The 25,902-nt window shown below is 72.4% G+C and carries 29 protein-coding genes; 19 read left to right on the forward strand and 10 right to left on the reverse strand.

Going from position 1 to position 25,902, the window contains the following annotated elements:
- Position 1 precedes the first annotated feature (1 nt).
- The 4 genes from AC27IY_RS45535 to AC27IY_RS45550 form a co-directional block, all read right to left on the reverse strand.
- Positions 2-2,425, reverse strand: a complete 2,424-nt coding sequence (locus tag AC27IY_RS45535) for a hypothetical protein (protein WP_487181784.1) — start codon at positions 2,423-2,425, stop codon at positions 2-4.
- A 174-nt stretch (positions 2,426-2,599) separates the two neighbouring features.
- Positions 2,600-3,376 carry a class I SAM-dependent methyltransferase gene (locus AC27IY_RS45540; protein ID WP_344210658.1) on the reverse strand — a complete coding sequence of 259 codons (777 nt, stop codon included), beginning with the start codon at positions 3,374-3,376 and terminating at the stop codon, positions 2,600-2,602.
- 102 nt (positions 3,377-3,478) lie between these two features.
- Positions 3,479-4,543 (reverse strand): ABC transporter substrate-binding protein, encoded by a 1,065-nt coding sequence (locus AC27IY_RS45545; protein WP_364454698.1) that lies wholly within the window; start codon positions 4,541-4,543, stop codon positions 3,479-3,481.
- 17 nt (positions 4,544-4,560) lie between these two features.
- Positions 4,561-4,791: a putative acetyltransferase gene (locus tag AC27IY_RS45550; RefSeq protein WP_344210654.1), complete on the reverse strand. Its 231-nt coding sequence runs from the start codon at positions 4,789-4,791 to the stop codon at positions 4,561-4,563.
- 106 nt (positions 4,792-4,897) lie between these two features.
- On the opposite strand from AC27IY_RS45550, the gene fdxA reads away from it, so the two are divergent.
- The 3 genes from fdxA (at position 4,898) to AC27IY_RS45565 (ending at position 7,211) form a co-directional block, all read left to right on the forward strand.
- Complete coding sequence (gene fdxA / locus AC27IY_RS45555) at positions 4,898-5,224, forward strand: ferredoxin (RefSeq protein ID WP_242372683.1); 327 nt, start codon at positions 4,898-4,900, stop codon at positions 5,222-5,224.
- Between the two features lie 102 nt (positions 5,225-5,326).
- The gene (gene dapC / locus AC27IY_RS45560; protein ID WP_364454694.1) at positions 5,327-6,397 is read left to right on the forward strand and encodes a succinyldiaminopimelate transaminase; all 1,071 of its coding nucleotides are present in this window, start codon (positions 5,327-5,329) and stop codon (positions 6,395-6,397) included.
- A gap of 91 nt (positions 6,398-6,488) precedes the next feature.
- Positions 6,489-7,211, forward strand: coding sequence for a DUF4178 domain-containing protein (locus AC27IY_RS45565; protein WP_487181785.1), 723 nt, complete (start codon positions 6,489-6,491; stop codon positions 7,209-7,211).
- A 52-nt stretch (positions 7,212-7,263) separates the two neighbouring features.
- Here the strand turns inward: AC27IY_RS45565 and AC27IY_RS45570 are convergent, their stop codons facing one another.
- Positions 7,264-8,079: a hypothetical protein gene (locus AC27IY_RS45570; protein ID WP_487181911.1), complete on the reverse strand. Its 816-nt coding sequence runs from the start codon at positions 8,077-8,079 to the stop codon at positions 7,264-7,266.
- Between the two features lie 43 nt (positions 8,080-8,122).
- On the opposite strand from AC27IY_RS45570, the gene AC27IY_RS45575 reads away from it, so the two are divergent.
- The 6 genes from AC27IY_RS45575 to AC27IY_RS45600 all read left to right on the forward strand — a co-directional run bounded on the left by AC27IY_RS45575 (position 8,123) and on the right by AC27IY_RS45600 (position 12,972).
- Positions 8,123-8,956, forward strand: a complete 834-nt coding sequence (locus tag AC27IY_RS45575) for a 2,3,4,5-tetrahydropyridine-2,6-dicarboxylate N-succinyltransferase (protein WP_344210645.1) — start codon at positions 8,123-8,125, stop codon at positions 8,954-8,956.
- Positions 8,956-10,011, forward strand: coding sequence for a succinyl-diaminopimelate desuccinylase (gene dapE / locus AC27IY_RS45580; RefSeq protein ID WP_487181786.1), 1,056 nt, complete (start codon positions 8,956-8,958; stop codon positions 10,009-10,011). The genes AC27IY_RS45575 and dapE overlap by 1 nt, the downstream gene beginning before the upstream one ends.
- A 197-nt stretch (positions 10,012-10,208) precedes the next feature.
- On the forward strand, positions 10,209-11,006 hold the full coding sequence (locus AC27IY_RS45585; protein ID WP_487181787.1) for an LOG family protein: 798 nt from the start codon (positions 10,209-10,211) through the stop codon (positions 11,004-11,006).
- Between the two features lie 11 nt (positions 11,007-11,017).
- Positions 11,018-11,602: an LOG family protein gene (locus AC27IY_RS45590; protein WP_487181788.1), complete on the forward strand. Its 585-nt coding sequence runs from the start codon at positions 11,018-11,020 to the stop codon at positions 11,600-11,602.
- 111 nt (positions 11,603-11,713) lie between these two features.
- Positions 11,714-12,418 (forward strand): hypothetical protein, encoded by a 705-nt coding sequence (locus AC27IY_RS45595; protein ID WP_487181789.1) that lies wholly within the window; start codon positions 11,714-11,716, stop codon positions 12,416-12,418.
- Between the two features lie 29 nt (positions 12,419-12,447).
- On the forward strand, positions 12,448-12,972 hold the full coding sequence (locus tag AC27IY_RS45600; protein ID WP_487181912.1) for a DNA-3-methyladenine glycosylase I: 525 nt from the start codon (positions 12,448-12,450) through the stop codon (positions 12,970-12,972).
- Here AC27IY_RS45600 and AC27IY_RS45605 read toward each other — a convergent pair.
- Positions 12,959-13,735, reverse strand: a complete 777-nt coding sequence (locus AC27IY_RS45605) for an enoyl-CoA hydratase-related protein (protein WP_344210633.1) — start codon at positions 13,733-13,735, stop codon at positions 12,959-12,961. The two genes, AC27IY_RS45600 and AC27IY_RS45605, sit on opposite strands and share 14 nt — an antisense overlap.
- Positions 13,732-14,508, reverse strand: coding sequence for a PaaX family transcriptional regulator (locus tag AC27IY_RS45610; RefSeq protein WP_487181790.1), 777 nt, complete (start codon positions 14,506-14,508; stop codon positions 13,732-13,734). Before AC27IY_RS45610 ends, AC27IY_RS45605 begins: the two co-directional genes overlap by 4 nt.
- 181 nt (positions 14,509-14,689) lie before the next feature.
- Here AC27IY_RS45610 and AC27IY_RS45615 point away from each other — a divergent pair, with 181 nt between their 5' ends.
- Together AC27IY_RS45615 and AC27IY_RS45620 are read left to right on the forward strand one after the other, a co-directional pair.
- On the forward strand, positions 14,690-14,857 hold the full coding sequence (locus AC27IY_RS45615; protein ID WP_020545024.1) for a DUF3117 domain-containing protein: 168 nt from the start codon (positions 14,690-14,692) through the stop codon (positions 14,855-14,857).
- A gap of 89 nt (positions 14,858-14,946) precedes the next feature.
- The gene (locus AC27IY_RS45620; protein WP_487181791.1) at positions 14,947-16,356 is read left to right on the forward strand and encodes a leucyl aminopeptidase; all 1,410 of its coding nucleotides are present in this window, start codon (positions 14,947-14,949) and stop codon (positions 16,354-16,356) included.
- Between the two features lie 43 nt (positions 16,357-16,399).
- On the opposite strand, the gene AC27IY_RS45625 is transcribed toward AC27IY_RS45620, so the two are convergent.
- Positions 16,400-17,038 carry an O-methyltransferase gene (locus AC27IY_RS45625; RefSeq protein ID WP_487181792.1) on the reverse strand — a complete coding sequence of 213 codons (639 nt, stop codon included), beginning with the start codon at positions 17,036-17,038 and terminating at the stop codon, positions 16,400-16,402.
- A 173-nt stretch (positions 17,039-17,211) separates the two neighbouring features.
- Between AC27IY_RS45625 and sigE the strand changes: the two genes are divergently transcribed.
- The 5 genes from sigE (at position 17,212) to AC27IY_RS45650 (ending at position 21,324) form a co-directional block, all read left to right on the forward strand.
- Positions 17,212-17,844 carry an RNA polymerase sigma factor SigE gene (gene sigE, locus AC27IY_RS45630; RefSeq protein WP_329590055.1) on the forward strand — a complete coding sequence of 211 codons (633 nt, stop codon included), beginning with the start codon at positions 17,212-17,214 and terminating at the stop codon, positions 17,842-17,844.
- Between the two features lies 1 nt (position 17,845).
- The gene (locus tag AC27IY_RS45635) at positions 17,846-18,367 is read left to right on the forward strand and encodes an anti-sigma factor family protein (protein ID WP_423452528.1); all 522 of its coding nucleotides are present in this window, start codon (positions 17,846-17,848) and stop codon (positions 18,365-18,367) included.
- 141 nt (positions 18,368-18,508) lie between these two features.
- Positions 18,509-20,458 carry a S1C family serine protease gene (locus tag AC27IY_RS45640; RefSeq protein ID WP_487181793.1) on the forward strand — a complete coding sequence of 650 codons (1,950 nt, stop codon included), beginning with the start codon at positions 18,509-18,511 and terminating at the stop codon, positions 20,456-20,458.
- A 123-nt stretch (positions 20,459-20,581) separates the two neighbouring features.
- Positions 20,582-20,944 (forward strand): sec-independent translocase, encoded by a 363-nt coding sequence (locus AC27IY_RS45645; protein WP_329590060.1) that lies wholly within the window; start codon positions 20,582-20,584, stop codon positions 20,942-20,944.
- On the forward strand, positions 20,944-21,324 hold the full coding sequence (locus AC27IY_RS45650; RefSeq protein WP_364454658.1) for a hypothetical protein: 381 nt from the start codon (positions 20,944-20,946) through the stop codon (positions 21,322-21,324). The genes AC27IY_RS45645 and AC27IY_RS45650 overlap by 1 nt, the downstream gene beginning before the upstream one ends.
- Here AC27IY_RS45650 and AC27IY_RS45655 read toward each other — a convergent pair.
- On the reverse strand, positions 21,308-22,285 hold the full coding sequence (locus AC27IY_RS45655; protein WP_487181794.1) for an EamA family transporter: 978 nt from the start codon (positions 22,283-22,285) through the stop codon (positions 21,308-21,310). The genes AC27IY_RS45650 and AC27IY_RS45655 overlap by 17 nt on opposite strands.
- A gap of 99 nt (positions 22,286-22,384) precedes the next feature.
- On the opposite strand from AC27IY_RS45655, the gene AC27IY_RS45660 reads away from it, so the two are divergent.
- Together AC27IY_RS45660 and AC27IY_RS45665 are read left to right on the forward strand one after the other, a co-directional pair.
- A complete protein-coding gene (locus tag AC27IY_RS45660; protein WP_423477126.1) occupies positions 22,385-23,587 on the forward strand; it encodes a magnesium transporter MgtE N-terminal domain-containing protein in 1,203 nt (400 codons plus the stop codon).
- Positions 23,584-24,078: a DUF1003 domain-containing protein gene (locus tag AC27IY_RS45665; RefSeq protein WP_364454649.1), complete on the forward strand. Its 495-nt coding sequence runs from the start codon at positions 23,584-23,586 to the stop codon at positions 24,076-24,078. Before AC27IY_RS45660 ends, AC27IY_RS45665 begins: the two co-directional genes overlap by 4 nt.
- Here the strand turns inward: AC27IY_RS45665 and AC27IY_RS45670 are convergent.
- On the reverse strand, positions 24,050-24,562 hold the full coding sequence (locus tag AC27IY_RS45670; RefSeq protein ID WP_423477127.1) for a MarR family winged helix-turn-helix transcriptional regulator: 513 nt from the start codon (positions 24,560-24,562) through the stop codon (positions 24,050-24,052). The genes AC27IY_RS45665 and AC27IY_RS45670 overlap by 29 nt on opposite strands.
- Positions 24,563-24,722: 160 nt before the next feature.
- Here AC27IY_RS45670 and AC27IY_RS45675 point away from each other — a divergent pair, with 160 nt between their 5' ends.
- Positions 24,723-25,862 (forward strand): Mrp/NBP35 family ATP-binding protein, encoded by a 1,140-nt coding sequence (locus AC27IY_RS45675; RefSeq protein WP_344210608.1) that lies wholly within the window; start codon positions 24,723-24,725, stop codon positions 25,860-25,862.
- Positions 25,863-25,902: the final 40 nt, after the last annotated feature.

The raw sequence follows: 25,902 nt of genomic DNA on the forward strand, positions 1-25,902 counted from the left end.
CTCAGTCCAGCAGGGCGAGCAGGTCGCGGTCCCCGCGCTCGCGGAGCCTGGTGAGCAGGTCCGGCAGGCTGACCGGGCCCGTCAAGCCGATCCTCGTCGCGATCACCCGGGCCGCCTGGTCACGCGTGCCGCCGGGAGCGGTGTAGCCGACCAGGCGCAGCGCCTTGGTGATCTTCTCGGCGCCCTGCGCGGCCGCCGGCAGGTGCCTGGCCCGCAGCACGCCCTCGTCCGACAGCGTGAGGAACAGGTGCCCGCCCTCGCGCGCGCCCACGTCGCCGAGCAGGTGCTCGATGGACTCCAGCACCGGGCGGCCGTGCCAGGTCATGGTCAGCTCGCCCGCGGCGCTCCTGACCGTCCTCGACTCGCCCGGCGACAGCCCCAGGTAGGCCGCGAAGCCCGTCGGCAGCGCGCACTCGCCGCCCGCCATCTGCTCGGCGGTGACGTCCACGCGCAGCCACCACCGGCCGTCCGGCTGGCGGAAGCAGCGCCTGGTCTGCGAGACGTCCTTGAGCGGCTGGTACGGCTTCTGCTCGCCCGAGCCGCCGTTCTGCTCGTGGGCCGTCACCGGCTTGAACGCCTGGAACTGCGGCGGCCCCGGAGGCGGCGGCGGCAGCGGCACCGGCCCGAACGCCGACTGCGGCGGCATGTCCATCGGCGGCTGCCGCGGCGCGTCGAAGTGCAGCACCGGATCGAGCCTCGGGGACGGCGAGGGCGGGGGAGGCGGCAGCTCGACCGGGGGCGGCGGGGCCGCCACGGCGGCCGGCCCAGCGGCCTGCCCAGGGGCCTGCACTGTCAGCACCGCCTGCTTGCCGGGCAGGGTCGCCAGCACGAACTGCCAGGCGGGGACCTCCAGGGCGCGGATCTCGACCTTGTGCCAGTCGGCCGCGCCGATCACCCGCTCCTTGGGAGCCTCCGGGCCGAGCGTGCTGCGCAGCTCGTCCAGATAGGCCCGGTAGGGGGCGGCCTCGTCGCTGTCCAGCCACTCGCCGAGCCGGACGCGGAACTGCTTCTCCGTGGCCGTGATCTCCGCCGGGGGGACGGCGAACAGCTTGGCGAGCTGGTCCACCGCCGACGGCTCGTCGGTGAAGACCCGGTTCTGGGCCACGGCCCAGCTCTTGTCGTCCAGGCCGGCGAAAGCGGCCTCGATGAGCTCGGGCAGCTCCCGGTCCTCCTGGCCCTCGGGGCTCTCCACCTCGTCGTCCTCGGTGGGGGCGCCGGACGAGGGGCCGTCCGCCTCCAGGGCCTCGGCCTCCGCGGCGGCGGGCTCAGGGGCGGGCTCCTCGACGGAGTCGGGCGTGGGCTCGGGACCGTCACCCGCGTCGGCTGCGGGCTCGGCGTCCGCGTCCAGCACCGGCCGCTCGTCCTCCTCCTTCAGGGGGACGGCGGCGAAGGCGTGCGCCGGAGCGTCGTTCTCCTCGCCGGTACGCGGGGCGGCGAAGGCGGGGACCTCCTCCAGGGCGGCGAAGGCGTGCGGGGCGCGCTCGTTCGCCGCGGGGCCGGACGCGACGTCTGCGGAGGCTTCGTGCTCCTCGGCGCGGGAGGCTTCGCCCTCCTCGGCGAACCCGTGCGCGCGGGGCTCGGCATCGCCGGAAGCCTGCTTGCCCTCGGAGGGGGCGGCGTCCTCTGACGCCTCCTCCCCGTCGGCGTCCCCGGGCTCCGCCTCCCCGGCGGGGGCCTCGGCGGCGAACTCCCGGACGCGAGGTTCCGGCAGTGGGGCCTCCTCAGCGTGAGCCGCCACGTCCTGCGCGTCCTCGGCCTCCGGCGCGGCGTCCTCGGGCCGTGGGGCGTCCTGAGCCGGAGCCGCCACGTCCTGCGCGTCCTCGGCCTCCGCCACCGGCGCGGCGTCCTGGGCAGCCACGGCGTCCGCCGCCTCGGCCTTCGTGCCGGCCGGCTCCGGGGTCCCGGGAGTCTCGGGGACTGCCGGGACCTCGGGGGCCGGGAGGCGCAGGTCGTCCTGGGCGGGCTCCGGGTCCGCCGGGGCGGGGACCGCGAGGAGCGGCAGCGCCTCGTCCGCCGTGGCCGGCGCGGCCTCGCTCCGGGGAGCGGGCACCGCGGGGGCGGACCCCGCGCCGGCCGCGCCCGCGTACGGCTGCGCCAGCCGCGTGAACACCGCCCCGAACAACGTGCTCAGCACCGGCCGCGCCCTGATGAACGGCTGGTCGGCCAGCTCCCGCCCGGTCAGCGCGAGCAGCCCCGTCCACGATCCGGCACGGTCCAGCGCGATGGCGACCGGCGGCTCGTCGGCCTCCTCGGGGTCGAGGACGTGCAGCGCGGGCAGCACGTCGCCCACCGCCGCCGCCGGCCAGTGCTCAAGGGCGATCTCCGTGAGCAGCTCGGCCAGCGCCTCGGGGCCGATCGCGGCGAGGACGTGCGGCACGGGCAGAGTGCGCCACCACGCATCCGGCAGATCCGGCTGCCCGGTCAACAGCGTGATCGTCGACGCGTCGCTCCACCTCAACGGTGGAACGAGGTCGCTCAGGCAGAAATTCATCCCGTTCCGTTCACCCCTCACGCCGCCGCGGCGGTGCAGCCGTCATCTCGCCGCCCACGGAACAGACCATAGTCCGGCAAATTAGCCCTACGCATCATGCACTACGCATCAGCGCCGTACGGCGGCGAAGCGTAGACGCACGTAGTCGGCCATCCAGCCAGTCTCCCTGCGAAGCGCGGGCGCCGCCAGTTCGTTGACGCGATGAAGCAGGGGCTCCACGATCTCCGGGGGCAGCCCGGCGAGGGCCGACGAGGCGAACATCCGCACCCAGTCGGCGGCTCCGCCAGGGCATTCGTCGAGCGGGGTCGGCCGGTCGAAGTATTCCAGCAACCGGACGACGAAACCCTCTTTCTCCAGACGGCGGGCGTATTCCGCGGGCGAGGGAAAATACCACGGCATCTCGGGCTCGCGCAGGCCGTACTCGCGCCAGGCGGTCAGCATCGCGGCGGTCAGCTCGGCGCAGTTGCCGGCCCCGCCCATCTCGGCGACGAAGCGCCCGCCGGGCGTCAGCGACTCGCGCACGTTGGCGATCACGGTGTCGGGGTCGCGGCTCATCCAGTGCAGCGCCGCGTTGGAGAAGACCGCGTCGTACGGGTCCACCACGGAGAAGTCGTGCCCGTCGCCGACGATGAAGTTGATGCCCGGGTACTGCGCCAGCGCCTTCTCGATCATCGCGGACGAGCCGTCGATGCCGAGGACCTCGGCGCCGCGGAAGGCGATCTGCGCGGTGAGCACGCCGGTGCCGCAGCCGAGGTCGAGCACCCGCTCGCCGGGCCGCGGATCCAGCAGGTCGACCAGTGGCGCGCCCTGGGTGGAGACGTAGCCGAAGCTGCTGTCGTAGGCGCGACTGTTCCACCGCTCCAAACTCGGTGTGTCGTATCGCAAGACGATCAGCTCACTTTTCCTCAGACATCGGGCCCCCGTGGCCGTGCTGTCTGTTCACTTTAGAGCCTGATCGTCCCTACGACATATCAAGTCACTACCGACTCATCCCACACTCTTGGCCCATTCCTTACGCAGGTACGCCTTCCCGGCATCCTCCTGCGGGATCGTGAGCAGGATCGGCGGGCCGGGCGCCTTGGGCAGCCTGGCGGCCTGCTCGGCGTCCAGCGTGCCCTTCATGGCCATGGCCTCGCTCCGGGACGGACGGGCCCAGCCCTTCTGCAGCAGGTTCTGGCCCTCGTCGGAGAACAGGAACTCCTGCCACAGCCGGGCGGCGGCCGGATGCGGGGCGGCCTTGTTGATCGCCTGCACGTGGTAGTCGCCGAGCGCCGCGTCCCTCGGGATGACGACCTTCCAGCGGTCGGAGTGCGCGGCGCCGCGGGCGGCGTTGAGGTGGTCCCAGGCCACGATGGTGTTGGCCTTGGCGAGGTCGGTGAGCCGCCCGGCCTGCTTGAGCCTGGCGAACAGGCTCACGCCCTGGTCGGGCCGCGGCACGCCGCCGCGCATGGAGGCCGCCATCACGCCGCCGAAGGCGGAGGCCGAGCGGAGCGGGTCGCCGTCGAGCGCCACCTGGTAGCCGGGGTTGAGCAGGTCGGCGAAACTGGCCGGGGCCTTGACGGCGCGAGGGTCGTAGCCGATGGACATGTAGCCGCCGTAGGCGGCGTACCAGGCGCCGGACGGGTCCTTGACGCGGTCGGGGACGTCCAGCCAGCCCTGCACCTTGTACGGCGCGAACCTGGCCGCCTCCTTGACCGCCACGTCCAGCGTGAGATCGAACACGTCGGGCTTGAGCGTGGCGGCGGCGTCGATCTGCCGCCTGCTGCTGGCGTTCGGCTCCAGCTCGTTGACCTTGATGCCGTATTTGTCGGCGAAGGCGTCGATCACCTCGCCGTAGTTGACCCATTCGCGCGGCAGCGCGATGACGTTGAGCTGCCCCTCGCGCTTGGCCGCCTCGACCAGGCGGTCCATGCTGGAGAAGCCCGCCTTGAGCGAGCCCGCCTGCACGTTCACCGGCGGCAGGTTCTTGGCCGGGGCGGGCTCGGTGGACGACGCGCCGCATCCGGCGCTGGCGAGGATTGCGGCTGCGGCGGCGCAGGTACGTACGGTCACATGACGAATACTGACCGCTACCGCGCCGCAGGTCGAGGAGGCGCGGCGGGAACGACCCTGGCCGCGACCAGCGTCTCCTCGGAGATCTCCACCAGCGTGCCGTCTTTTTTACGTACGCGCAGAACCCCGTGCTCCCAGGACTCCAGGACGCCCACCGCGTCACGGAACCCGCCGGGAACCCTGCGCCGCGTGGTGATCCGGGCGCCTATGTCCTGAGTTGTGATCGCGATGACGAGCCGTGCGGCCACGAGTTTGCCACCCTCCGTTTCGGCCAGCTGGCAAGCACGGCAATACTAGGGCGTAGCAAACCGCGGTCAGAAGTCATGCCATGGTGCGGAGAAGAAGGAGCTCGAGGTGACCTACGTCATCGCGCAGCCTTGCGTGGACGTCCTGGACAAGGCGTGCATCGAGGAGTGCCCCGTCGATTGCATCTACGAGGGCGAGCGCATGCTTTACATCCACCCCGACGAGTGCGTGGACTGCGGCGCGTGTGAGCCTGTATGCCCCGTCGAGGCCATTTTCTATGAGGACGACCTTCCCGAGCAGTGGAAGGACTTCTACAAGGCCAACGTCGACTTCTTCGAGGAGCTCGGCTCGCCGGGCGGCGCCTCGAAGGTCGGCAAGATCGACAAGGACCACCCGGTGGTGGCGGCGCTGCCGCCGCAGGGCGAGGATCACTGAGCGGTCCCACGTCGGGCACGGGGGCATCCACGTCTGGATGCGCCCCGTCCGCGTGGCGTGCCCGCGCACGCGCCGTACGGCAGAGCGACACCCTGGAGCACCGTGAACAACCTGCCTGACTTTCCCTGGGACCGGCTGGAGCCGTACAAAGAGCGCGCGCTCGCTCATCCCGACGGCATCGTCGACCTCTCGGTCGGCACGCCGGTCGATCCCGTGCCCGAGATCGTCCGGCAGGCGCTGACCGGGGCCGCCGACAGCCCCGGCTATCCCTTGACGCACGGCACCAAGGCGCTGCGCGAGGCGGCGGCCGGCTGGCTGCGCCGTCGGCACGGCGTCGAGGTCGGCCAGCGTGACGTGCTCCCGCTGATCGGTTCCAAGGAGTTCGTCGCCTGGCTGCCCACCTATCTGGGCGCGCGCAGGGTGGTCTTCCCCGAGCTGGCCTATCCCACGTACGACGTGGGCGCGCGGCTCGCGGGGGCGGAGGGCACGGCCTCCGACAGCACGCTCGCGCTCGGCCCCGAGCGCGTCGACCTCGTCTGGGTCAACTCGCCCGGCAACCCGACGGGCCGGGTGCTGCCCGCCGAGCACCTGCGCAAGGTGGTGGCCTGGGCGCGCGAGCGCGGCGCGGTCGTCGCCTCCGACGAGTGCTACATCGAGCTCGGCTGGGAGGAGGAGCCGATCTCCATCCTCCACCCCGACATCTGCGGCGGCTCCCACGAGGGGCTGCTCGCCGTCCACTCGCTCTCCAAGCGCTCCAACCTGGCGGGCTACCGCGCCGGGTTCGTGACGGGCGACCCCGCCCTGGTCAAGCGGCTGCTGGAGATCCGCAAGCACGCCGGCATGCTCATGCCCGCCCCGGTCCAGGCCGCGATGACGGCCGCGCTGGCGGACGACGCCCACGCCGACGCCCAGCGCGAGCGCTACGCCGCCCGCCGCGCCCTGCTCCGCCCCGCGCTGGAGAAGGCCGGCTGGCACATCGACCATTCGACCGCAGGGTTGTACTTCTGGGCATCCAACGGGCAGAACGCATGGGACCAGGTACGAAAGCTTTCCGAAATAGGGATTTTGGTCGCGCCGGGCGAGTTCTACGGATCGGCAGGTGAGCGGCACATCCGCATCGCCGTCACCGCCACCGACGAACGCATCAGTGCGGCGGTGCGCCGCCTCCAGTAGGATCGCGCGTCAGAGCAAACCGTGAGGTTTGGCACGCATAAATCGATAAGGGCTTATGCCGAGGCAGACCGCGAGTGGAGCGAGCTGATCGATGAGCATGACCTCCATGGTCGTTCTCGGGCTGAGCATCGCCCTCGTCCTGCTCCTGCTCGGAGCCTTCCTGGCGACGTTGCGGCAAGACAGGAGAGGCCGCGCGGGCACGCCGCCGCCGGCGGCCGGGTCCGCGCGCGCGGAGAGCCCGATGCCGGCCCCGACGAGCGGGCCCGTGAGCGCGCCCGTCCCCGCGTCCGCCGCCATGCCCCCGAACGTGCCCTCCGGCGTCCCCCGTCAGGTCGGCGCCGAATACACCGACCCCCGCACCCTCCGGGTGGGCGACAAGATCGACATCCAGGGCTCGGTCGCGCGGGTGCTCGGCGCCCTGCACATCTCCGGCCAGGGCCAGCAGTGGACGGAGTTCCTGCTGCGCGACAGCGCGCGGCGCCGGCAGTGGCTGTCGGTCGAGGTCCGCGCCGGCGACCCGCCGCACCTGGTGGTGCTGCTCTGGACCGAGGTGCCCACCCAGGGCATGGTCCCCGCCAAGCACATGCTCATCATGGAGGGCGTGGAGTTCTTCCCCGTCGAGCGGGGCACGGCCGCCTTCCGCAGCGAGGGCGACACGGGCAACCCCGACCGGGGCCTGCTCGACTTCGCCGACTACCGCGCGGGCGACGGCCGGCTGCTCTCCTTCGAACGCATCCAGGGCCAGTCCTGGACCGCCAGCTACGCCCAGCCCCTCCCGCCCGGCTCCATCTCCGTCATCCGCCGCGCCTCCTGACGCGCCGCAATCTCGCGGGAATTGCGCGCAATCACCGTAGTGGGGCGCGGGTTCAGGACAGCTCGACCTTGCCGGTGCCCGACCCGTCGCCGGTGCGCCATCCCTTGGCCTCCAGGTCGTTCGACCAGGACGCGCCCGCGTAGCGCACCCGGCTCAGGCCGTACTTCTCGGCGTGGGCCACCGACCAGGCGGCCACCAGCCACCCCCGCTTGCGCGAGGTGATCGTCGTGCTGCCGAGGGCGCGGGCGAGCTGCTTGCGCGCCTCCTCCGTGCGCGGCGCAGGGGCCGGGGTCCGGCCGCCCGACGGATACCAGCAGTGCACCGACTCGGGCACCCGCCCCGTGAACGCCGCCGCGAGGGCCTTCGCCTGCTCCTCGTGGGGCGCGTAGGCGTAGCCGCCCGCCGAGCGCTGCACCGCCTGCGCCGCCTCCGCCAGCGGGATCTTCCGGTAGTTCTTCACCTTGACCAGCGCGGCGAAGAACCGGTTGGTGGCGTAGACCGGGTCCATGATCTGCTTCTTCGTGCCCCAGCCCTGCGACTCGCGCTGCTGGAACACGCCCACCGAGTCGCGGTCGCCGTAGTCGAGGTTGTAGAGCTTCGACTCCTGGATCGCGGTGGCGTAGGCGATGACCACGGCCCGCTCGGGCAGCTTCCTGCGCGCCGCGACGGCGGCGATCGTGGCGGCGATCTGCGCCTGCTCGGGATCGAGGGCGAGGTCGAACCCCAGAGCGCGCACGCTGCAGTGGGCCGCCACGGGCTCGGCCAGGTGGGGGGTCCTCTTCAGCAGGTGGTAGAGCCCCACGGAGATGCCGACGGCGAGGACGACCACGATGACCACGATGGTGATGACCTCACGGGAGAACCGCATGCGCACCCTGAAGAACCTACCCGTACGGATAAGCTCCGTGCCCATGAGTGACGCGAGCACCTCCTCACCGATAGCCCCGGTCATCGACGAGCTCTGGGAGCGCCGCGCGGAGCTGTCACCGCAGGACGACGAGGCCCGCCACCTGGTGATCGGCGCGGTGGACCTGCTCGACGCCGGGGTGGCCCGCACCGCCCGGCTGGTGGACGGCGAGCTGGAGGTCGACGAGCGGGCCAGGAGGGCGATCCTGCTCGCCTTCAAGCTGCTCGGCATGGCCCGCTCCCAGGTGGGCGACTTCCACCACCAGGACCGCGTCCCGCTGAAGAACTCCTTCGAGGGCGTGCGCGTGGTGCCCGGCGCGATCGCCCGCTGGGGGTCCTACCTGGCGCCCGGGGTGGTGCTGATGCCGTCGTTCACCAACATCGGCGCGTACGTGGACGAGAACACGATGGTCGACACCTGGGCCACCGTCGGCTCCTGCGCCCAGATCGGCAAGAACGTGCACCTGTCCGGCGGGGTGGGCGTCGGCGGCGTGCTGGAGCCGCCCAACGCCGTGCCGGTCGTGGTCGAGGACGACGCGCTCGTGGGCAGCCGGGCGATGCTCGTCGAGGGCGCCAGGGTCGGCAGGGGCGCGGTGGTGGGCGCCGGGGTGATCCTGTCCGCCTCGATCCCCGTGATAGACGTGGAGACCGGCGAGGAGCTGACGCGGGGCCGGATCCCCGACTGGTGCGTGGCCGTGAGCGGCACGCGGCAGCGGGAGTTCCCCGGAGGCACGTTCGGGCTGCCGTGCGTGCTGGTGATCAAGCGGCTGGAGCCGGGGCAGCGGCACGACAAGGCGGCGCTCAACGAGGTGCTGCGGGAACACGGGGTGAACACCTGATGCTGGACCTGACCCAGGACGTACGCGCGCTCACCGCCGCGATCGTGGACATCGAGTCGGTGAGCGGCGCCGAGCGCGGCCTGGCCGACGCCGTCGAGCGGGCGCTGGCCGCGCTGCCGTACCTGAAGGTGGAGCGTTCCGGCGAGACCGTCGTCGCCCGCACCGAGCTCGGCCGCGGCGAGCGCGTGCTGATCGCCGGCCACCTCGACACCGTCCCGGTCGCGGGCAACCTGCCGAGCCGGGTCGAGGGCGACCTGCTGTACGGGTGCGGCACCTCCGACATGAAGGCCGGCGTGGCGGTCGCGCTCCGGCTGGCCGCCACCGTGCCCGCCCCCAACAGGGACGTCACCTACGTCTTCTACGACTGCGAGGAGATCGAGGCCGAGCGCAACGGGCTCACCCGGGTCGCGAGGGAGCACCCCGACTGGCTGCTCGCCGACTTCGCGGTGCTGATGGAGCCGACCGACGGCGTGATCGAGGGCGGCTGCCAGGGCACGCTGCGCGCCGAGGTCGCGGTGACCGGCAAGCGCGCCCACAGCGCCCGCTCGTGGTTCGGGGTCAACGCCATCCACGGGATCGAGCCGGTGCTCGCCCGGCTCAACGCCTACGAGGCCCGCCGGCCGGTGGTCGACGGGCTGGAGTACCACGAGGGGCTCAACGCGGTCGGCGTCACCGGCGGCGTGGCCGGCAACGTCATCCCCGACCGTTGCGTGGTCACCGTCAACTACCGCTTCGCCCCCGACCTGACCGTCGAGCAGGCCGAGCAGCACGTACGCGAGGTGTTCGACGGCTTCGAGGTGACCTTCACCGACGCGGCGCCTGCGGCCCGGCCGGGGCTGACGCATCCGGTGGCGGCGGCGTTCGCCGCGGCGGTGGGCGGCACGCCGCGGGCCAAGCTGGGCTGGACGGACGTCGCCCGCTTCTCCGCGCTCGGCGTCCCCGCCGTGAACTACGGCCCCGGCGATCCCAACCTGGCGCACCAGCAGGGGGAGTACGTGTCGCTGCCGAAGATCGTGGAGGGCGAGCGCGCGATGCGGGACTGGCTCACCAAATGAAAGTGGCCTTCCTCGCCGGCCATTTGGCGGGGAAGACCACTTTCAGTCCCGAGCAGCACCCTCGCCAGTTAGACGCGAGGGAGCCGAAATCCGGTTCCCCGCCTCCAAAGTTTTTTTCGATTCCCGTAACCACCCCGCCACCTGGGCTTTCGCCGTCAGGCCGCGAACCGCGCGGGAGAAGGGCTAGCGTGATCCGCATGGAACAGAACCGTCGCGAGCGCCGTCAGGGCCAGGCCTTCGTCCGCGGCAGCCTGGTGCCCAGCTCCACCCACGACCAGCGGCTGCTGGCCCGCCAGGGCCCCTCCGACTGGGTGCACATGGACCCGTGGCGGGTCATGCGCATCCAGGCCGAGTTCGTGGAGGGCTTCGGCCAGCTCGCCGAGCTGCCGCCCGCCGTCACCGTGTTCGGCTCGGCCCGCACGCCCGGCGACTCCGCCGAATACGGCCTCGGCCGGGCGCTCGGCCGGGCGCTGGCCGAGGCCGGCTACGCCGTCATCACCGGCGGCGGGCCCGGCGTGATGGAGGCGGCCAACCGCGGGGCGCGCGACGTGGAGGGCGCGATCTCGGTCGGGCTCGGCATCGAGCTGCCGTTCGAGCAGCGCATGAACGACTTCGTGGACCTCGGCATCGAGTTCCGCTACTTCTTCGTGCGCAAGACCATGTTCGTGAAGTACTCCTGCGGCTTCATCGCCCTGCCCGGCGGCTTCGGCACCCTGGACGAGCTGTTCGAGGCGCTGACGCTGGTGCAGACGCACAAGGTCACCTCGTTCCCCGTCGTGCTGGTGGGCAGCGAGTTCTGGGGCGGCCTGCTCGACTGGGTCAAGAGCAGCCTGCTCGGCACCGGCAAGATCGCCTCGAAGGACCTCGACCTCATCACCGTCACCGACGACGTCGACGAGGCCGTACGCATCATCGTGGAGTCCGACCGGGCCCGCAGCAGGCAGCGTCAGGATGAGGTCGAGGCCGCCGCCGGCCACCACGCCGAGCCGCAATAGGCTTCCGCGACGTGAACATCTGCGTCTTCTGCGCCTCCAGCCTGCACATCGACAGGAAATACCTCGACCTGGCCGCCCGCGTCGGCGCCGAGCTCGGCCGGCGCGGTCACACGCTCGTCAGCGGCGGGGGATCGGTCTCCTGCATGGGCGCGGTCACCTCGGCCGCCCGCGCGGCGGGCGGGCGCACGGTCGGGGTGATCCCGCAGGTGCTGGTCGACATGGAGGTGGCCGACGAGGAGTCGCACGAGCTGATCGTCACCGGTGACATGCGCGAGCGCAAGGGCGTCATGGACGCCCGCTCCGACGCGTTCCTGGTGCTGCCGGGCGGCATCGGCACGCTGGAGGAGCTGTTCGAGATCTGGACCGCGCGGGTGCTGGGCATGCACGACAAGCCCCTGGTGGTGCTCGACCCCTGGGGCCTGTACGAACCGCTCAAGCGGCTCATGCACCACCTCTACGACGAGGGCTTCACCCGGCCCGAGGTGTTCGACGCGATCTCGTGGACCACGACCGTCGAAGAGGCGTTCGCCCGGCTGGAGGCCCGCCCCCAGCCGGTCCGGCCGAGCGTCGCCGAGCTGGGCGAGGCCACTCCCTGATCGGGCCCCTGATCGGGGCCCGCCCCGCTGACCAGGACGGTCGTGCCCGAAGCGGCACCTGCCGCGGCAAGTGCGGACCTCATGCCCCGATGGTATGAGTACGATGCCAATGTGCTGGTCATACTCGCCATCGCCGCCATCGCCATTCTGGCCTGCGTGGTCGTGGTCTCCCTCGGCCGGGGCGGTGAGCTGACCGAGTTCCCGCCGGACGTGCCTCCGCTCGGCCTGCCCGAGCCGGGACAGCTCACGGCGGTCGACTTCATGGCGCTCCAACTGCCGGTCAACCTGGTCGGCTACCACACGGCGAGCGTCGATGAGGCCCTGCGCCGGGCGGCCACCGCGCTCAGCGAGCGCGACACCAGGATCGCCGTGCTGGAGCAGCGCGTCTCCGAGCTGCTGTCCAGCCGGCTGTACGCGCGCCAGGAGGTCTACGCCTCGCCGGGCGCCGGGCTGCGGACCGAGCACGAGCCCGAGGCGCCGGCCGTGGACAGGGAGCTGCCGGAGTCCGGCGATCCCGTCACGTCGAGCGGCGCGTCGGTGTCGTGGGACGGCGGGGCCGAGCTCCAGCATCCGCCCGAGGACCCCGAGTGGCGGCTGCCCGCCGACGCCGAGCCGGAGAACGCCGAGCCGGGGAACGCCGAGCCGGGGAACGCCGAGCCGGGGAACGACGAGACGAAGAAGGACCTCGCCGAGAAGGACGAGTTGGAGCAGGACGAGGTGGAGAAGGAAGGCGCGGAGAAGGACGGCGCGGCTGAGGACGGGGAGCCCGCGCCCGCCGCGCGGACCAAGGACGCCGACGGGGACGACCGGACGTGACCGAGCTGATCCGCTGCACCTGGGCCGGCATGTCCGACCCGATGTACCTCGCCTACCACGACGAGGAGTGGGGCCGCCCGGTGAGGGGCGACGACGCGGTGTTCGAGCGCGTCGCGCTGGAGGCGTTCCAGTCCGGCCTGTCCTGGCTGACCATCCTGCGCAAGCGCGAGAACTTCCGCGCCGCCTTCGACGGCTTCTCCATCCCGAAGGTCGCCGCCTACACCGAGCAGGACGTCGAACGGCTGCTCGGCGACGCCGGCATCGTCCGCAACCGCGCCAAGATCGAGGCGGCCATCAGCAACGCGAGAGCCGCTCAGGACCTCCCCGTCGGCCTGTCGGAGCTGGTGTGGCGGCACGCCGACCCCGATTCGCCGGTGCCGAAGACGATGGCCGACGTCCCCGCCGTCACCCCCGGCTCAAAGGCGCTGGCCAAGGAGCTGAAGCGGCACGGCTTCAGGTTCGTCGGCCCCACCACGGCCTACGCGCTCATGCAGGCGATCGGCCTGGTCAACGACCACCTCGCGGACTGCGTGGCGCGCGTCACTCGCCCGTGAAGGCGGGGCGCTGCTTGGCGAGGAAGGCCCGGGTCGCCTCGCGATGGTCGCGGGTGGCCGCGCACTCGTCCTGAAGGTCGGCCTCCAGGGCGAGCGCGTCCGGCAGCGCGTGCGTGGCGGCGTGGGCGAGGGCCCGCTTGGTGGCCGCGTACGCCACCGTCGGCCCCTGCGCCAGCCGCGCCGCCAGCTCGTACGCGGTCTTCAGCACGTCGTCGGCGGGCACCACCCGCGTGACCAGCCCCAGCTCCAGGGCGCGGGCGGCGTCCAGCGGCTCGCCGAGCAGCAGCAGCTCGGCGGCCCGGCCGAGCCCGACGAGGCGCTGCAACGTCCACGACGCGCCGGAGTCGGGGGCGAGGCCGATGCCCGTGAAGGCGAGCGCGAACTTCGCCTTCTCCGAGGCCACCCGCAGGTCGCAGGCGAAGGCGAGCGACGCCCCCGCGCCCGCCGCGACCCCGTTGACGGCGGCGACGACCGGCTTCGGCATGGTGGTCAGCAGCTCGACGACCGGGTTGTAGTGGAGGCGTACGGTGTCGTCGAGGCCGCGCCCCGCCTCCAGGTTGCCGGCGTGCTCGCGCAGGTCCTGGCCCGCGCAGAAGGCCCGGCCCGCGCCGGTCAGCAGCACGGCGCGGATCGCGCGGTCGTCCGCGGCGCGCCGCAGCGCGTCGAGCAGCGCCACTTTGAGCTCGGTGGTGAGCGAGTTCATCGCGTCGGGGCGGTCGAGGGTGATGGTGGCGACGGCGTCGGCCACGTCGTAGCGGATCAAGGCAACTCCCTGTCGACGAACGCGGTGGCTGCGGGCAGCAGCCTGGCGGCCTCCTGCTCGAAGTAGGCCCTGGCCTTCTCACCTGGCCAGTCGGCCGGCAGCAGCTCGCCCGGCAGGCCGGGGTCGCGGAACAGGAAGTTCCGCCAGCCGTGGACGAGCCTGCTGCGGGCGGCGAAGACCTGGTCGTCCGGGGCCGACCCGGGCAGCGTGCTGATCAGCGTGACAGCCTCGGCGAGCCATTGCTCGTACGCCTCGCCGATGGCGTCCAGATCCCAGGCCCGCGCCACCAGCTCGCGCGGGTCGCCGTCGAGCGCGGCCTCGAACCGGTCGGCCCGCACGCCCTCGCCCTCCAGCAGGGCGTCCAGCTCACTGGAGTGGCGTGGACCGATCCAGGTCGTCTCCGACAGAGCGGCGTAGCCGAGGAAGGTGAGGTCGGCCCGCAGCCGCTCCCTGCGCGGGCGTTCCCTGACCGGCTCGAGGACGACGACATGCCAGCGGCCCGCCCAGGGAGGGGCCCCGGCTCGGTAAATTCTCACGGCCGCCTCATCGAGCCGGCGCACGCACTTGGGCGTCAGGCCGTAGCCGGGCCCCTGCGGCAGCCTGACCGGACGCAGCCAGCCCTGGCGCACCATCCGGGAGACCGCCGTGCGGACGGCAGGGGCCGCGATTTCCAGGGGTTTCATGAGCCTGACGAGCGCGGCGACGGACGCCTCTCCGCCTCGCCGGCGCAGGTGGTCCCCGTAGAGATCGAACAGAGCGGCGCGAGCGTGCACGCAGTCCAGTTTGGCCGTCTTCGCACGCCCCGACAACGCATTCTGGGAGGAGATCGTTACCCATGAGCGCTCTCGATGCGGGAGAATAGGACATCACAGAAGACGTGAATGCGCCGACCACCCCTCCTGGGAGGTCGGAAATCGCGGGCCGCGGGAGCCCAAGGCAGGAAGGGATGCACGCATGGCGGCGATGAAGCCGCGGACCGGCGATGGTCCGCTCGAGGTCACCAAGGAAGGGCGCGGCATAGTCATGCGGGTCCCTCTCGAAGGTGGCGGCCGGCTCGTCGTGGAGATCTCCGCCGACGAGGCCAAGGCCCTCGGTGAGGCGTTGAAGAACGTCGTCGGCTGAGCGCTCCCGAGAGACAACCTGTTTCACGACCCTGGCGCGTACCCGGCTGAACCGGCGCCAGGGTCGCTGACGTTTGAGGAGAATTTCCCGTGCCCATTGAGACCACTGCCGCGGTGGTCGCCGAGGTGCCCGCCGACGCCGAGCTGCTGGCGATCCCGTACGCCTCCGACCTCGCTCCCGCGCACGACGTGGAGCTGCACCTGCCCGTACGCGACCTGCTGGCCCACTACGAGGCGAAGGGGGAGGCCGGGGAGATCGTGGAGGTGCCCGTGGCCCGCGCGGGGGGCGTGGGCCGGGTGCTGTTCTACGGCGTCGGCGACGGCAAGCCGGCCGCGCTGCGCAAGGCGGGCGCCGCGCTCGCCCGCCGGGCCAAGGGCAAGGACACCTTGACCGTGGTGCCGCCGGACGGGGAGATCACCGCGTTCGCCGAGGCCGCGCTGCTGGCCGCCTACACCTTCCGCATCGGCGACGCCGGGCGCAGGGCCGTGGCGCGGCTGGTGTTCGCCGGGGCCGACCAGGCGGCCCTGGAGCGGGCGGAGGTCACGGCGCGGGCGGTGGCGCTGGCGCGCGACCTCGCCAACACGCCCTCCTCGGTCAAGAACCCCGCCTGGCTCGCCGAGCGGGCCGCCGAGACCGGGCTGCCGGTGCGGGTGTGGGACGAGGAGCAGCTGCGGGCCGAGGGCTTCGGCGGCATCCTCGCCGTCGGGCAGGGCTCGGTCAGCCCGCCGCGCCTCATCCAGCTCTCCTACACCCCCGAGCAGCCCGCGGAGCGGCACGTGGTGCTGGTCGGCAAGGGCATCACGTTCGACTCGGGCGGCCTGTCGCTCAAGCCGACCGAGAACATGAAGACCCAGAAGACCGACATGGCGGGCGGGGCGGTCGTCATCGCGGTGCTGCGCGCCCTCGCCGAGCTGAAGGCCCCGGTGCGGGTCACCGGGCTGGTCGCCGCCGCCGAGAACATGCCCTCCGGCACCGCGCAGCGGCCCACCGACGTCATCACCCACTACGGCGGCCGCACGGTCGAGGTGCTCAACACCGACGCGGAGGGGCGGCTCGTGCTGGCCGACGCGCTCGCCTACGCCGACGCCGAGCTCGACCCCGACGCGGTGGTGGACATCGCCACCCTCACCGGGGCCATCAGCGTGGCGCTCGGCCGCAGCGTCGGCGCCGTCTACGCCTCCGACGACGACCTCGCCGGGCGGCTCGTCGCGGCCGGGCAGGCGAGCGACGACCGGCTGTGGCGGATGCCGCTCATCGACGAGTACGCCCCCGCGCTGGAGTCGTCCGTCGCCGACCTCGCCAACGTCGAGGCGGGCTCGCGCTTCGGGGCGGGCTCGATCACGGCGGCGCTGTTCCTGCGGGAGTTCGCGGGCAAGCGGCCGTGGGCGCACCTCGACATCGCCGGGGTCGGCCGCAGCACCGTGGACGAGGGCACGCTCAGCAAGGGCGCCACCGGGTTCGGCGTCCGCGTCCTGCTGGAGTGGCTCACCCGGGGGTGAGTCGCCGCCCTACGCCGACTCACCCGGGGGGTGAGCCGCGGCCCTACGCCGACACCTTGACGGCGGCCAGCAGGCCGTCGCCAAGGGGCATGAGCACCGAGCGCAGCCGTTCGTCCGACTGCACCAGCTTGCCGAGCTCGCGCAGCGCGACCGTGTCGGGGTCGCGCTGCGACGGGTCGGCCACACGGTTGTGCCACAACATGTTGTCGAAGGCCACGATGCCGCCCACGCGCAGCAGGCGGACGGCCTCGGCCAGATAGTCGACGTACTCCTGCTTCGCGCCGTCGGCGAAGACCATGTCGTAGCCGCCGTCGGACAGGCGGGGCAGCACGTCGAGCGCCCGACCGGAGATCAGCCGCACCCGCGCGCCGGAGAACCCGGCCTCCGCGTACGCCCGCCGGGCCAGGCGCTGGTGCTCGGGCTCGACGTCCACGCTGGTCAGCGTGCCGTCGGCGCGCATGCCGCGCAGCAGCCACAGCCCCGAGACGCCGCAGCCCGTGCCGATCTCCACCACCGCCTTGGCGTTGACCGCGGTGGCGAGAAAGCACAGCGCCGCGCCCGCGCCGGGAAGGACGGGCACGGCCCCCATCTCCAGCCCGCGCTGCCGCGCCGCGTGCAGGATCTCATCCTCCTGATGAAACTGCTCCGCATAGGCCAGAGTGGCCTCCACCTGATCGGTCATCGGCCGCCTCCCCCCACTTTCGTGCGATGTGTCCGCGTGATTGGCACCGATCGCAGCCTAGGGGAGACACGCCGGGACGGGAACTCAGGAGGGTCCCGAGGCGTTGCAGGTTTAAACGGGCTTTGCCGGTCCGGAAGGCAGGCAGTGCGCACGAAGGGACGAAACCAGGCACTATGGCGATAGCGGTGGTCCCAGAGAGAGGAGTTCTGGTGGACGAGAGCGACCACCAGACGGATGCTCCCGTGTCGTCTGACTGGACGCCTCCCACGTGGGAGGAAGTCGTGCGGACGCACTCCGCGCGCGTGTACCGGCTCGCGTACCGGCTGACCGGCAACGTCCACGACGCCGAGGACCTCACGCAGGAGGTCTTCGTCCGGGTCTTCAGGTCGTTGTCCAGCTACACCCCCGGCACGTTCGAGGGGTGGCTGCACCGGATCACGACCAACCTGTTCCTCGACATGGCGCGGCGCAAGCAGCGCATCAGGTTCGAGGGGCTGGCCGACGACGCCGCCGAGCGGCTGCGCGGCCGGGAGCCGTCGCCGGCGCAGGCGTTCGACGACGCCCATCTGGAGCCCGACATCCAGGCCGCACTCGACGCGCTCGCGCCCGAGTTCCGTGCCGCGATCGTGCTCTGTGACATCGAGGGGCTCTCCTACGAGGAGATCGCCAAAACGCTCGGCGTCAAGCTGGGCACGGTCCGCAGCCGCATCCACCGTGGTCGGGCGCAGTTGCGGGAGGCCCTCGACCACCGGGCCCCCCGTGCCAACCAACTCCCCCCGTCCGTGATCCCTGGGGAGGAAGTCTGATATGGCTCATCTTGGAGAACGCGTTTCCGCGCTGGTCGACGGCGAACTCGGCCACCACGAGCGCGAGCGCGCGCTCGCGCACCTGACCTTCTGCGCCGACTGCAGGGCGGAGGTCGAGTCCGTACGCGCGCTGAAGGCGCGGCTGCGCTCGCTGGAGAGCCCGGCGATGCCGGCCGACCTCACGATGTCCCTGCTCCGCATGGCGGAGCCGGGCGGTCCGCTGCCGCCGAGGGAGCGCCCTTTTCCTACCCGTACCTTCGGGGGTGTGCCCATCCCGGGCCCGCACAGCATCGCTCCGCTGGACAACCGGCCCCGCAGGGACGCCACTGGAGGGGCTTCGGGCCCCGGCCGTGGCGGTAGGCGGCGCTCGGCGTACGTCGCGGTGAGCGTGGTCTCGGCCGCCGTGGCGCTCGGCACCTTCTTCGCCGTCTCCGGCGCGGGTCAGGAGACCCCGACGCCGCCGGTCGAGCTGTACAAGTTGCAGCACTCGCCGACGGGCGCCCCGACGGTCCACACTCCCTGAGGTTCCGATATGCCGGAGATGGCCGAGGTTGGCGTAGCCGTGCATGGTACGGGCATACGATCTGGGTTCGGGTCCTTATAACCCTCGTATGTCGCAATGGCGACGATTGCGGCGGCCGAGCCAAGGAGTGGTGAGACTTAGATGACCGACGAGACGCCGCGCCCCACCGAAGGACGCACGCCGTCGGACTACCCCGAGTCACAGGGGCGGCCGGAGTTCCTGCCCGCCGACCACCCGGCCGAGTCGCCGGGCGGGCGCGCGGAACCCCCCGCCTCCTTCGGCGGCACCTCCTGGGGCGATCCGTCGGGCCGCGCCGCCGAGCCCGCGGGGGCGCCGCCGTACCAGCCGTCCTACGCGCCCTACGGCGGCTCGCCCGAGTCGTCGGGGGAGCAGCGGGGCGGGAGCGGGCCGTCGTACGCGCCCGGCTTCGGCGCGCCCGGCGGCGGCCAGGACAACGGCACCCGCCAGTACGAGAGCCCCGGCTTCGGGCGGCCCGACGGCGGCCCGGCGTCCGGCGACAACCCCTACGGCGACGGGGCGTCCGGTGACCGGCCGCTCGCCGACACCATCAGCGGCCCGTCGTTCGCCGGCCCGTCCTCCTCGGCACCGTCCTCCTCGGCACCGTCCTACGGCGGCGCGTCGTTCGAGAGCCCGTCGTCATCGGCGCCGTCGTTCGGCGGCGCGTCGTCCTCGACCCCGCCCTATGGTGGCGCGTCGTTCGAGAGCCCGTCATCATCGGCCCCGTCGTTCGGCGGTGCGTCGTTCGAGAGCCCGTCGTCCGGTGGCGCCTCGTTCGGGGGTCCGTCGTTCGAGGGACCGTACTCCGCGGCCCCGCCGTTCGGCGGTGCGCCGTACGGGGGCGGGACGCCGCCGCCTCCCCGGCAGGCGCTCGGGATGGGCGCGGGCTGGGCCCCGCCGCCCCTGGCCCACGGCGGGCCGGCGGGCGACCGGCGGCGCGGTCCCGGCACCGGCGGGCTGATCGCCATCGCCCTCGCCATCGCGCTGGTGGCCTCCGGCCTCGGCAGCGTCGGCACCTACCTGCTGACCAGGCCCAGCGGCTCGGCCGCCACCGACCCCTCCTACAGCCTCGGCCCCGTGCCCACCGGCGCGGCCAGCCGCGAGCCCGGCTCCATCGCGGGCGTGGCCGCGCGGGTGCTGCCCAGCGTGGTCTCCCTGGAGGTCGGCAACGGCTCCAACACCGAGGGCGCCACCGGCTCCGGCTTCCTGATCAAGAACGGCTACGTGGTGACCAACAACCACGTGGTCGCCCTGGCGGCCAGCGGCGGCGAGATCAAGATCCAGTTCAACAACCGCAAGACCACCTCGGCCCGCATCGTCGGCCGCGACCCCGGCTCCGACCTGGCCGTGGTCAAGCCGGAGGAGACGTTCGGGACGCCGGAGATCACCCTCGGCAACTCCGACCAGGTGGTCGTGGGCGACCCGGTCATCGCGATCGGCTCGCCGCTCGGGCTCACGGGCACGGTCACGACGGGCATCGTCAGCTCGCTCAACCGCCCCGTCATCGCCGGCGACGAGGCCGGCGGGGGCAGCGAGGAGACGGCGTACATCAGCGCCATCCAGACCGACGCCGCGATCAACCCCGGCAACTCGGGCGGCCCGCTGGTCAACAGCCGTGGCGAGGTCGTCGGCGTCAACTCGGCCATCGCCACGCTCAGCCGGTCGATCGGCGGCCAGAGCGGCAGCATCGGCCTGGGCTTCGCGATCCCGGTCAACCAGACGCGGCGGGTGGCCGAGGAGCTGATCAGCACCGGCCGGGCCAAGCGGCCGAAGATCGGCATCGTGCTGGAGAAGGACTACCGCGGCCAGGGCGTGAAGATCGCCACCGCGAACGTGAGCGGCCAGCAGCCGGTGACCCCCGGCGGGCCCGCCGACAAGGCCGGGCTCCGGGCCGGTGACGTGATCCTGGAGATGGACGGCCTCGCCCTGCAGGACGGCAACGAGCTGATCGCGCTGATCCGCAGCAAGGCCCCCGGCTCGAAGATCAACATCAAGTACCAGCGCGCCGGGCAGGAACGCACGGCCACGCTGACGGTGGTGGCCGAGGACGGGCCGTCGCCGACGCCGTCCTGACGCCGATCCGAGGCCGTCCCGGGGCTGTCCTGAGCCCGGGCATCGTAGCGGTGCCCGGGAGCCCTTAGTCTGTGGATAGGCCGGGGTTGTCCTCGGAGGCGTTGACTGCGGTAGGAGCTCACGGTGTTCGGACTCGGGTGGGGGGAGATAGCGGCGCTGGTCGTCCTCGCGCTGCTGGTCTTCGGCCCCGACAAGCTGCCCCAGGCCGCCGCGCAGGCGGGCCGGACGCTGCGCAACCTGCGCCGCATGGCCAACAACGCGCGCGACGACCTGCGGGCCGGGCTGGGCCCGGAGTTCCAGAACTTCGACCCGGCCGACCTCAACCCGCGCACGTTCGTCCGCAAGCATCTCCTCGACGACATCGAGGACACCTGGAACGACAAGCCGAAGGAGCTGGACTCCGTCGCGGCCTCCTACTCGCCGGAGCCGGTCGTGGACGAGCTGGGCTACGGCGAGGTCCCGCCGTACGACTCCGAGGCCACCTGATGCCCGTGGAGCCCTCCCTGGCGCCCGGCGTCGAGGAGGGCGCGAAGAAGTCGGGCATCCTGTGGCTCGGCCTGGCCGACGGGCCCCGGCTGGCCTGGCACGTCTGGCACGACGGCGCGATCCACCTCGTGACGGGCGGCGAGGAGCAGAGCCTGCCCGGGCTCGACGCGCTCGACCGGGTCCACGTGACGCTGCGCAGCAAGGACAACGGCGCCAGGCTGGTGGAGTTCGACGCCGCGGTGTCGGTCGTCGACCAGGAGCGGGCCCCCGAAGCGGTGGCCGCGCTCGCCAAGGAGCGGCTCAACGCCCGCGACGCCGAGCACCTCGCCGAGCGGTGGGCCCGCGAGTGCGTCGTCGTCCGGCTCACCCCCGTGAGCTGACCCCGTCCAGGGACGCCAGCCCGGGCTCGCCGGGCTCCTCGGGCGCCTCCGCCGGCCGCGCCGAGGCGGTCGCGGTCTGCGCGAGCAGCGCGCCGGCCAGCACGAGCAGCCCGCCGGTGATCTGGAACACGCCGAGGGTCTCGCCGACCAGCCCCCAGGCCACCAGGGCGCCGCCGATGACCTCCAGCGACGCGACCGTGGCCCCGACGGCGGCCGACAGCCGCCGCACCGCGTTGACGCCCAGGATGTACGCCACCACGGTCGCGACCAGCACCATCCACACGTACGCCCCCAGCACCGGCAGGCTCACCCCGCCCCCGGCCGGGGTGGTGGTGAGGGTGAAGGCGTCCCAGGGGATGTCCCAGGGCCGGGCGAAGGGCACCAGCACCACGGCAGCGCCCGCCATGCCCCAGGCGATGAGCCCGAGCGGGTCGACGTCGTCGCCGAAGCTGTCGCTCATGAGGAAGTAGCCCGCGCAGCAGGCCCCGGCCGCCAGCCCGAGCAGCAGGCCGAGCGCGTCGATCCGCATGCCCTGCCACGCCTCGACCACGATGGCGAGCCCGAGGACGGCCGCCACGGCGCCGACGTAGGCGGCGGGGGCCAGCCGGATCCTGCGCACGAGCCGCACCCAGGCCACGACCATCACCGGCGCCATGAACTCCAGCAGCAGGGCGATGCCCACCGGCAGCCGCGTGATGGCCACGAAGTAGAGCGACTGGACCCCGGCCACGGCCATGATCGCGTACAGGGCGAAGAACGGCATGCGGGAGCGGGGGATGCGCAGCGCCCGTGGCCGTACGATGGCCAGCACGGCGAGCAGCAGCAGCCCCGCGCCCGCCATCCGCGTCCACACCGCCTCGATCGGCGCCAGCCCTGCCGCGATCAGATATTTGGCCATGGGCCCCGAGAACGCGAAACAACACGAGGACACGAACGCGAGCGCCAGCCCCGCATATCTCATCGCAACACCATTCCCGCCTCGTAATTACCGTCAAGCAGGTTTGATCCTGACATGTCGCCCTCACCTGGCGCAATGGGACGGCGCTGTTAGCCTGGCCACGTGAGGATCTTCGTGGCGCGGCTCCCTGGGACCCCGGTCTTCGACCCGGCGGGCGACCAGATCGGCCGCGTCCGCGACCTGGTGGCGGGCCTGCGCCCCGGCCGCCGCCCCAACATCCACGGCCTGGTCGTGGAGGTGCAGCCGCGCCGCCGCGTCTTCCTGCCCATCACCCGCGTCCGCCGCATCGAGGCCGGGGCCGTCGTCTTCAGCGGCCGGCTCAACATGCGCAGGTTCGAGCAGCGCGCGAGCGAGACGCTGGTCGTCGGCGAGCTGCTCGACCTGTCCGTACGCGTCGGCGGCGAGCAGGTCACCGTCTACGACGTGGCCATGGAGGAGGTCAAGCCGTCCACCTGGGAGATCACCAAGGTCGCCGTCTACCGGCGCAGGCGGCGCGACCCCCGCGTGGTCGACTGGAACGAGGTCACCGGCTTCGACACCCTCCAGCAGGACCAGGGCGCGGCCGGGCTGATCGCGGCGTTCTCGTCCATGCGGGCCGCCGACGTGGCGAGCGCCCTGCACCACCTGCCGCCCAAGCGGCGCACCGAGATCGCCCGCGCGCTCGACGACGACCGCCTCGCCGACGTGCTGGAGGAGATGCCGCCGGACGACCAGGTCGGCATCCTCGGCATGCTGGGGCCCGAGCGGGCGGCCCGCGTCCTGGAGGAGATGGGCCCCGACGACGCCGCCGACCTGCTGCACGAGCTGCCCGACGAGCAGGCGTCCGAGCTGCTGGCGCTCATGGAGCCGGGGGAGGCCGCGCCGGTGCGGCGGCTGCTCACCTACCCGGAGAACAGCGCGGGCGGCGTCATGACCAGCGAGCCGGTCATCCTGCCGCCCTCGTCCACGGTGGCCGAGGCGCTGGCGCACATCCGCCAGCAGGACCTCTCGCCCGCCGTCGCGGCCCAGGTGTTCGTGTCCAGGCCGCCGACCGAGACCCCCACCGGCACCTACCTGGGGGTGGCGCACTTCCAGCGCCTGCTGCGCGAGCCGCCCTCCACGCTGCTCGGCGCGGCGCTGGACCCGTCGATCGACCCCATCAAGCCGGAGTTCACGCTGATCGAGGTCACCTCGTACCTCGCCAACTACAACCTCGTCGCGGCGCCCGTCGTGGACGAGCTGGGCCGGCTCGTCGGCGCGGTGACCGTCGACGACGTGCTGGACCACCTGCTGCCCGAGGACTGGCGCGAGAGGGACGACACGTGACCACCGAACGACTCGACCAGCCGCGCGAGCTGCGCCGCACGCTGCGGCCGCACTACGACCCGGAGACCTTCGGCCGGCTGTCCGAGCGGATCGCGCGCTTCCTCGGCACCGCCAGGTTCATCGTCTACATGACGGTGTTCGTCGGGGTCTGGGTGATCTGGAACGTGGCCGCGCCGCCCTCGCTCAAGTTCGACCCGTACCCGTTCATCTTCCTGACGCTCATGCTGTCGCTGCAGGCCAGCTACGCGGCGCCGCTCATCCTGCTGGCCCAGAACCGCCAGGACGACCGCGACCGCATCCAGTACGAGCAGGACCGCGAGGCCGCCGAGCGCAACCAGGCCGAGATCGAGTATCTGACGCGGGAGATCGCCGGGCTGCGTCTGGCGATCAACGAGGTCGCCACCCGCGACTACCTGCGCGCCGAGCTGGGCCGGCTGCTGGAGGAGCTCCAGGAGCCCGAGGTCAGGGAGCGCCGCCGCCAGCCGCGCTAGCGGCTGTGCCTGTGCCTGCTCCGGCACCTGCTTCGGCGCCGTCGAGTCTGCCGAGCATGGCCCTGATCTGGCCGATCTCGCCGCTGCCCAGCATGTCGAGGAACTGCGTCCTGATGCCGCGCAGATAGGTGGGCGTGGCCTCGGCCAGCCGGCCCGCTCCCGCGTCGGTCAGCACCGCGAACAGGCCGCGGGCGTCGTCGGGGCACGCCTCGCGGGTCACCAGGCCGTCGCGCTGCAGCCGGTCGATGAGGCGGGTCAGGCCGCTGCGGGACAGCAGCACGCGATCGGCCAGGTCGTTCATCCGCAGCCGCCGCCCGTCCGCCTCGGCGAGCTGCATGAGCACCTCGTACGAGGCCAGGGGCAGATCGTGGGCGACGAGCAGCTCAGCCTCCAGGCGGCGGGTGATGCGGACCTGGGCGCGCTGCAACATCCGCCAGACCGCCAGCTCCTCGGCGGTGAGGCCCTCGTCGCGCAGAAGAGTCACGGAGTAACCTTAGGACGTTGTTGCACAGACATCTAACAGCACGGATTAACTCAGCGGGGCCGCCGGTTCATACCATGGAGGGGCATCCTCGCTGGCGTCCAGCGCCTGTCACACATATACCGACAAAGGAGGGACGGCACTCCCTCGTGCCGAGACTTCGATGGCACCTACCCAGGAACTGGTGACGGCGGCTCTTTCCACCGTCATCGACCCCGAGATCCGCCGTCCGATCACGGACCTCGGCATGGTCAAGAGCATCGATATCGCTCCCGGCGGTGCGGTGCGCGTCGGCGTCTACCTCACCGTGGCGGGTTGTCCCATGCGGGACACCATCACCCGCGACGTCACCACCGCCGTCTCCAAGGTCGAAGGCGTGACCGGCGTCCAGATCGAGCTGGACGTGATGAGCACCGAGCAGCGCAAGGAGCTCCAGACCAAGCTGCGCGGCAACCGCGGGCCGGAGAAGGAGATCCCCTTCAACCAGCCCGGCTCGCTGACCCGCGTGTTCGCCGTGGCGAGCGGCAAGGGCGGCGTCGGCAAGTCGTCGGTGACCGTCAACCTGGCCGCCTCCATGGCCGCGAGCGGCCTCAAGGTGGGCATCGTCGACGCCGACATCTACGGCCACAGCATCCCGCGCATGCTGGGGGCCGCCGAGCGGCCCACCAAGGTCGAAGACATGATCATGCCGCCGGTGGCCCACGACATCAAGGTCATCTCGGTCGGCATGTTCAAGCCCCCGGAGGGCAACACCCCGGTCGTCTGGCGCGGTCCGATGCTCGACCGGGCGCTCCACCAGTTCCTGGCCGACGTCTACTGGGGCGACCTCGACGTCCTGCTGCTCGACCTGCCGCCCGGCACCGGCGACATCGCCATCTCCGTGGCGCAGCGGCTCCCGGGGGCCGAGATCCTGGTCGTGACCACGCCGCAGATGGCCGCCGCCGAGGTGGCCGAGCGCGCCGGCTCCATCGCCGCGCAGACCCACCAGCAGATCGCCGGCGTCATCGAGAACATGTCCTGGCTGCCCTGCCCCCACTGCGACGAGCGCATCTCGGTGTTCGGCGAGGGCGGCGGCCAGACCGTCGCCGACGCGCTGACCCGCATCCTCGGCGCGCGGGTGCCGCTGCTCGGGCAGGTCCCGATCGACATGCGGCTGCGCGAGGGCGGCGACGAGGGCAAGCCGCTGGTCCTCACCGACCCCGACTCGCCCGCCGCGGCCGAGCTGCGCTCGATCGCGGGCGCCCTGAGCAAGCGCTCCTCCAGCCTGAAGGGCCTCCAGCTGGGTCTGGCCCCGCGCCGCTGAGCGAAGACGTACGGGTGGGTGCCGCCACCGGGAGGAGGCG

The sequence above is a fragment of the Nonomuraea sp. B208 genome (genome assembly GCF_057536035.1).

Excerpts from the sequence above, each read along its gene's own strand:
- AC27IY_RS45635 (WP_423452528.1), top strand. The coding sequence starts at position 17,846 with ATGGCTCATCTTGGAGAACGCGTTTCCGCGCTGGTCGACGGCGAACTC.
- AC27IY_RS45650 (WP_364454658.1), top strand. The coding sequence starts at position 20,944 with ATGCCCGTGGAGCCCTCCCTGGCGCCCGGCGTCGAGGAGGGCGCGAAG.
- AC27IY_RS45640 (WP_487181793.1), top strand. The coding sequence starts at position 18,509 with ATGACCGACGAGACGCCGCGCCCCACCGAAGGACGCACGCCGTCGGAC.
- AC27IY_RS45615 (WP_020545024.1), top strand. The coding sequence starts at position 14,690 with ATGGCGGCGATGAAGCCGCGGACCGGCGATGGTCCGCTCGAGGTCACC.
- AC27IY_RS45600 (WP_487181912.1), top strand. The coding sequence starts at position 12,448 with ATGTCCGACCCGATGTACCTCGCCTACCACGACGAGGAGTGGGGCCGC.
- AC27IY_RS45565 (WP_487181785.1), top strand. The coding sequence starts at position 6,489 with ATGAGCATGACCTCCATGGTCGTTCTCGGGCTGAGCATCGCCCTCGTC.
- dapE (WP_487181786.1), top strand. The coding sequence starts at position 8,956 with ATGCTGGACCTGACCCAGGACGTACGCGCGCTCACCGCCGCGATCGTG.
- AC27IY_RS45655 (WP_487181794.1), bottom strand. The coding sequence starts at position 22,285 with ATGAGATATGCGGGGCTGGCGCTCGCGTTCGTGTCCTCGTGTTGTTTC.
- AC27IY_RS45625 (WP_487181792.1), bottom strand. The coding sequence starts at position 17,038 with ATGACCGATCAGGTGGAGGCCACTCTGGCCTATGCGGAGCAGTTTCAT.
- sigE (WP_329590055.1), top strand. The coding sequence starts at position 17,212 with ATGGCGATAGCGGTGGTCCCAGAGAGAGGAGTTCTGGTGGACGAGAGC.
- AC27IY_RS45575 (WP_344210645.1), top strand. The coding sequence starts at position 8,123 with ATGAGTGACGCGAGCACCTCCTCACCGATAGCCCCGGTCATCGACGAG.
- AC27IY_RS45585 (WP_487181787.1), top strand. The coding sequence starts at position 10,209 with ATGGAACAGAACCGTCGCGAGCGCCGTCAGGGCCAGGCCTTCGTCCGC.
- AC27IY_RS45675 (WP_344210608.1), top strand. The coding sequence starts at position 24,723 with ATGGCACCTACCCAGGAACTGGTGACGGCGGCTCTTTCCACCGTCATC.
- AC27IY_RS45570 (WP_487181911.1), bottom strand. The coding sequence starts at position 8,079 with ATGCGGTTCTCCCGTGAGGTCATCACCATCGTGGTCATCGTGGTCGTC.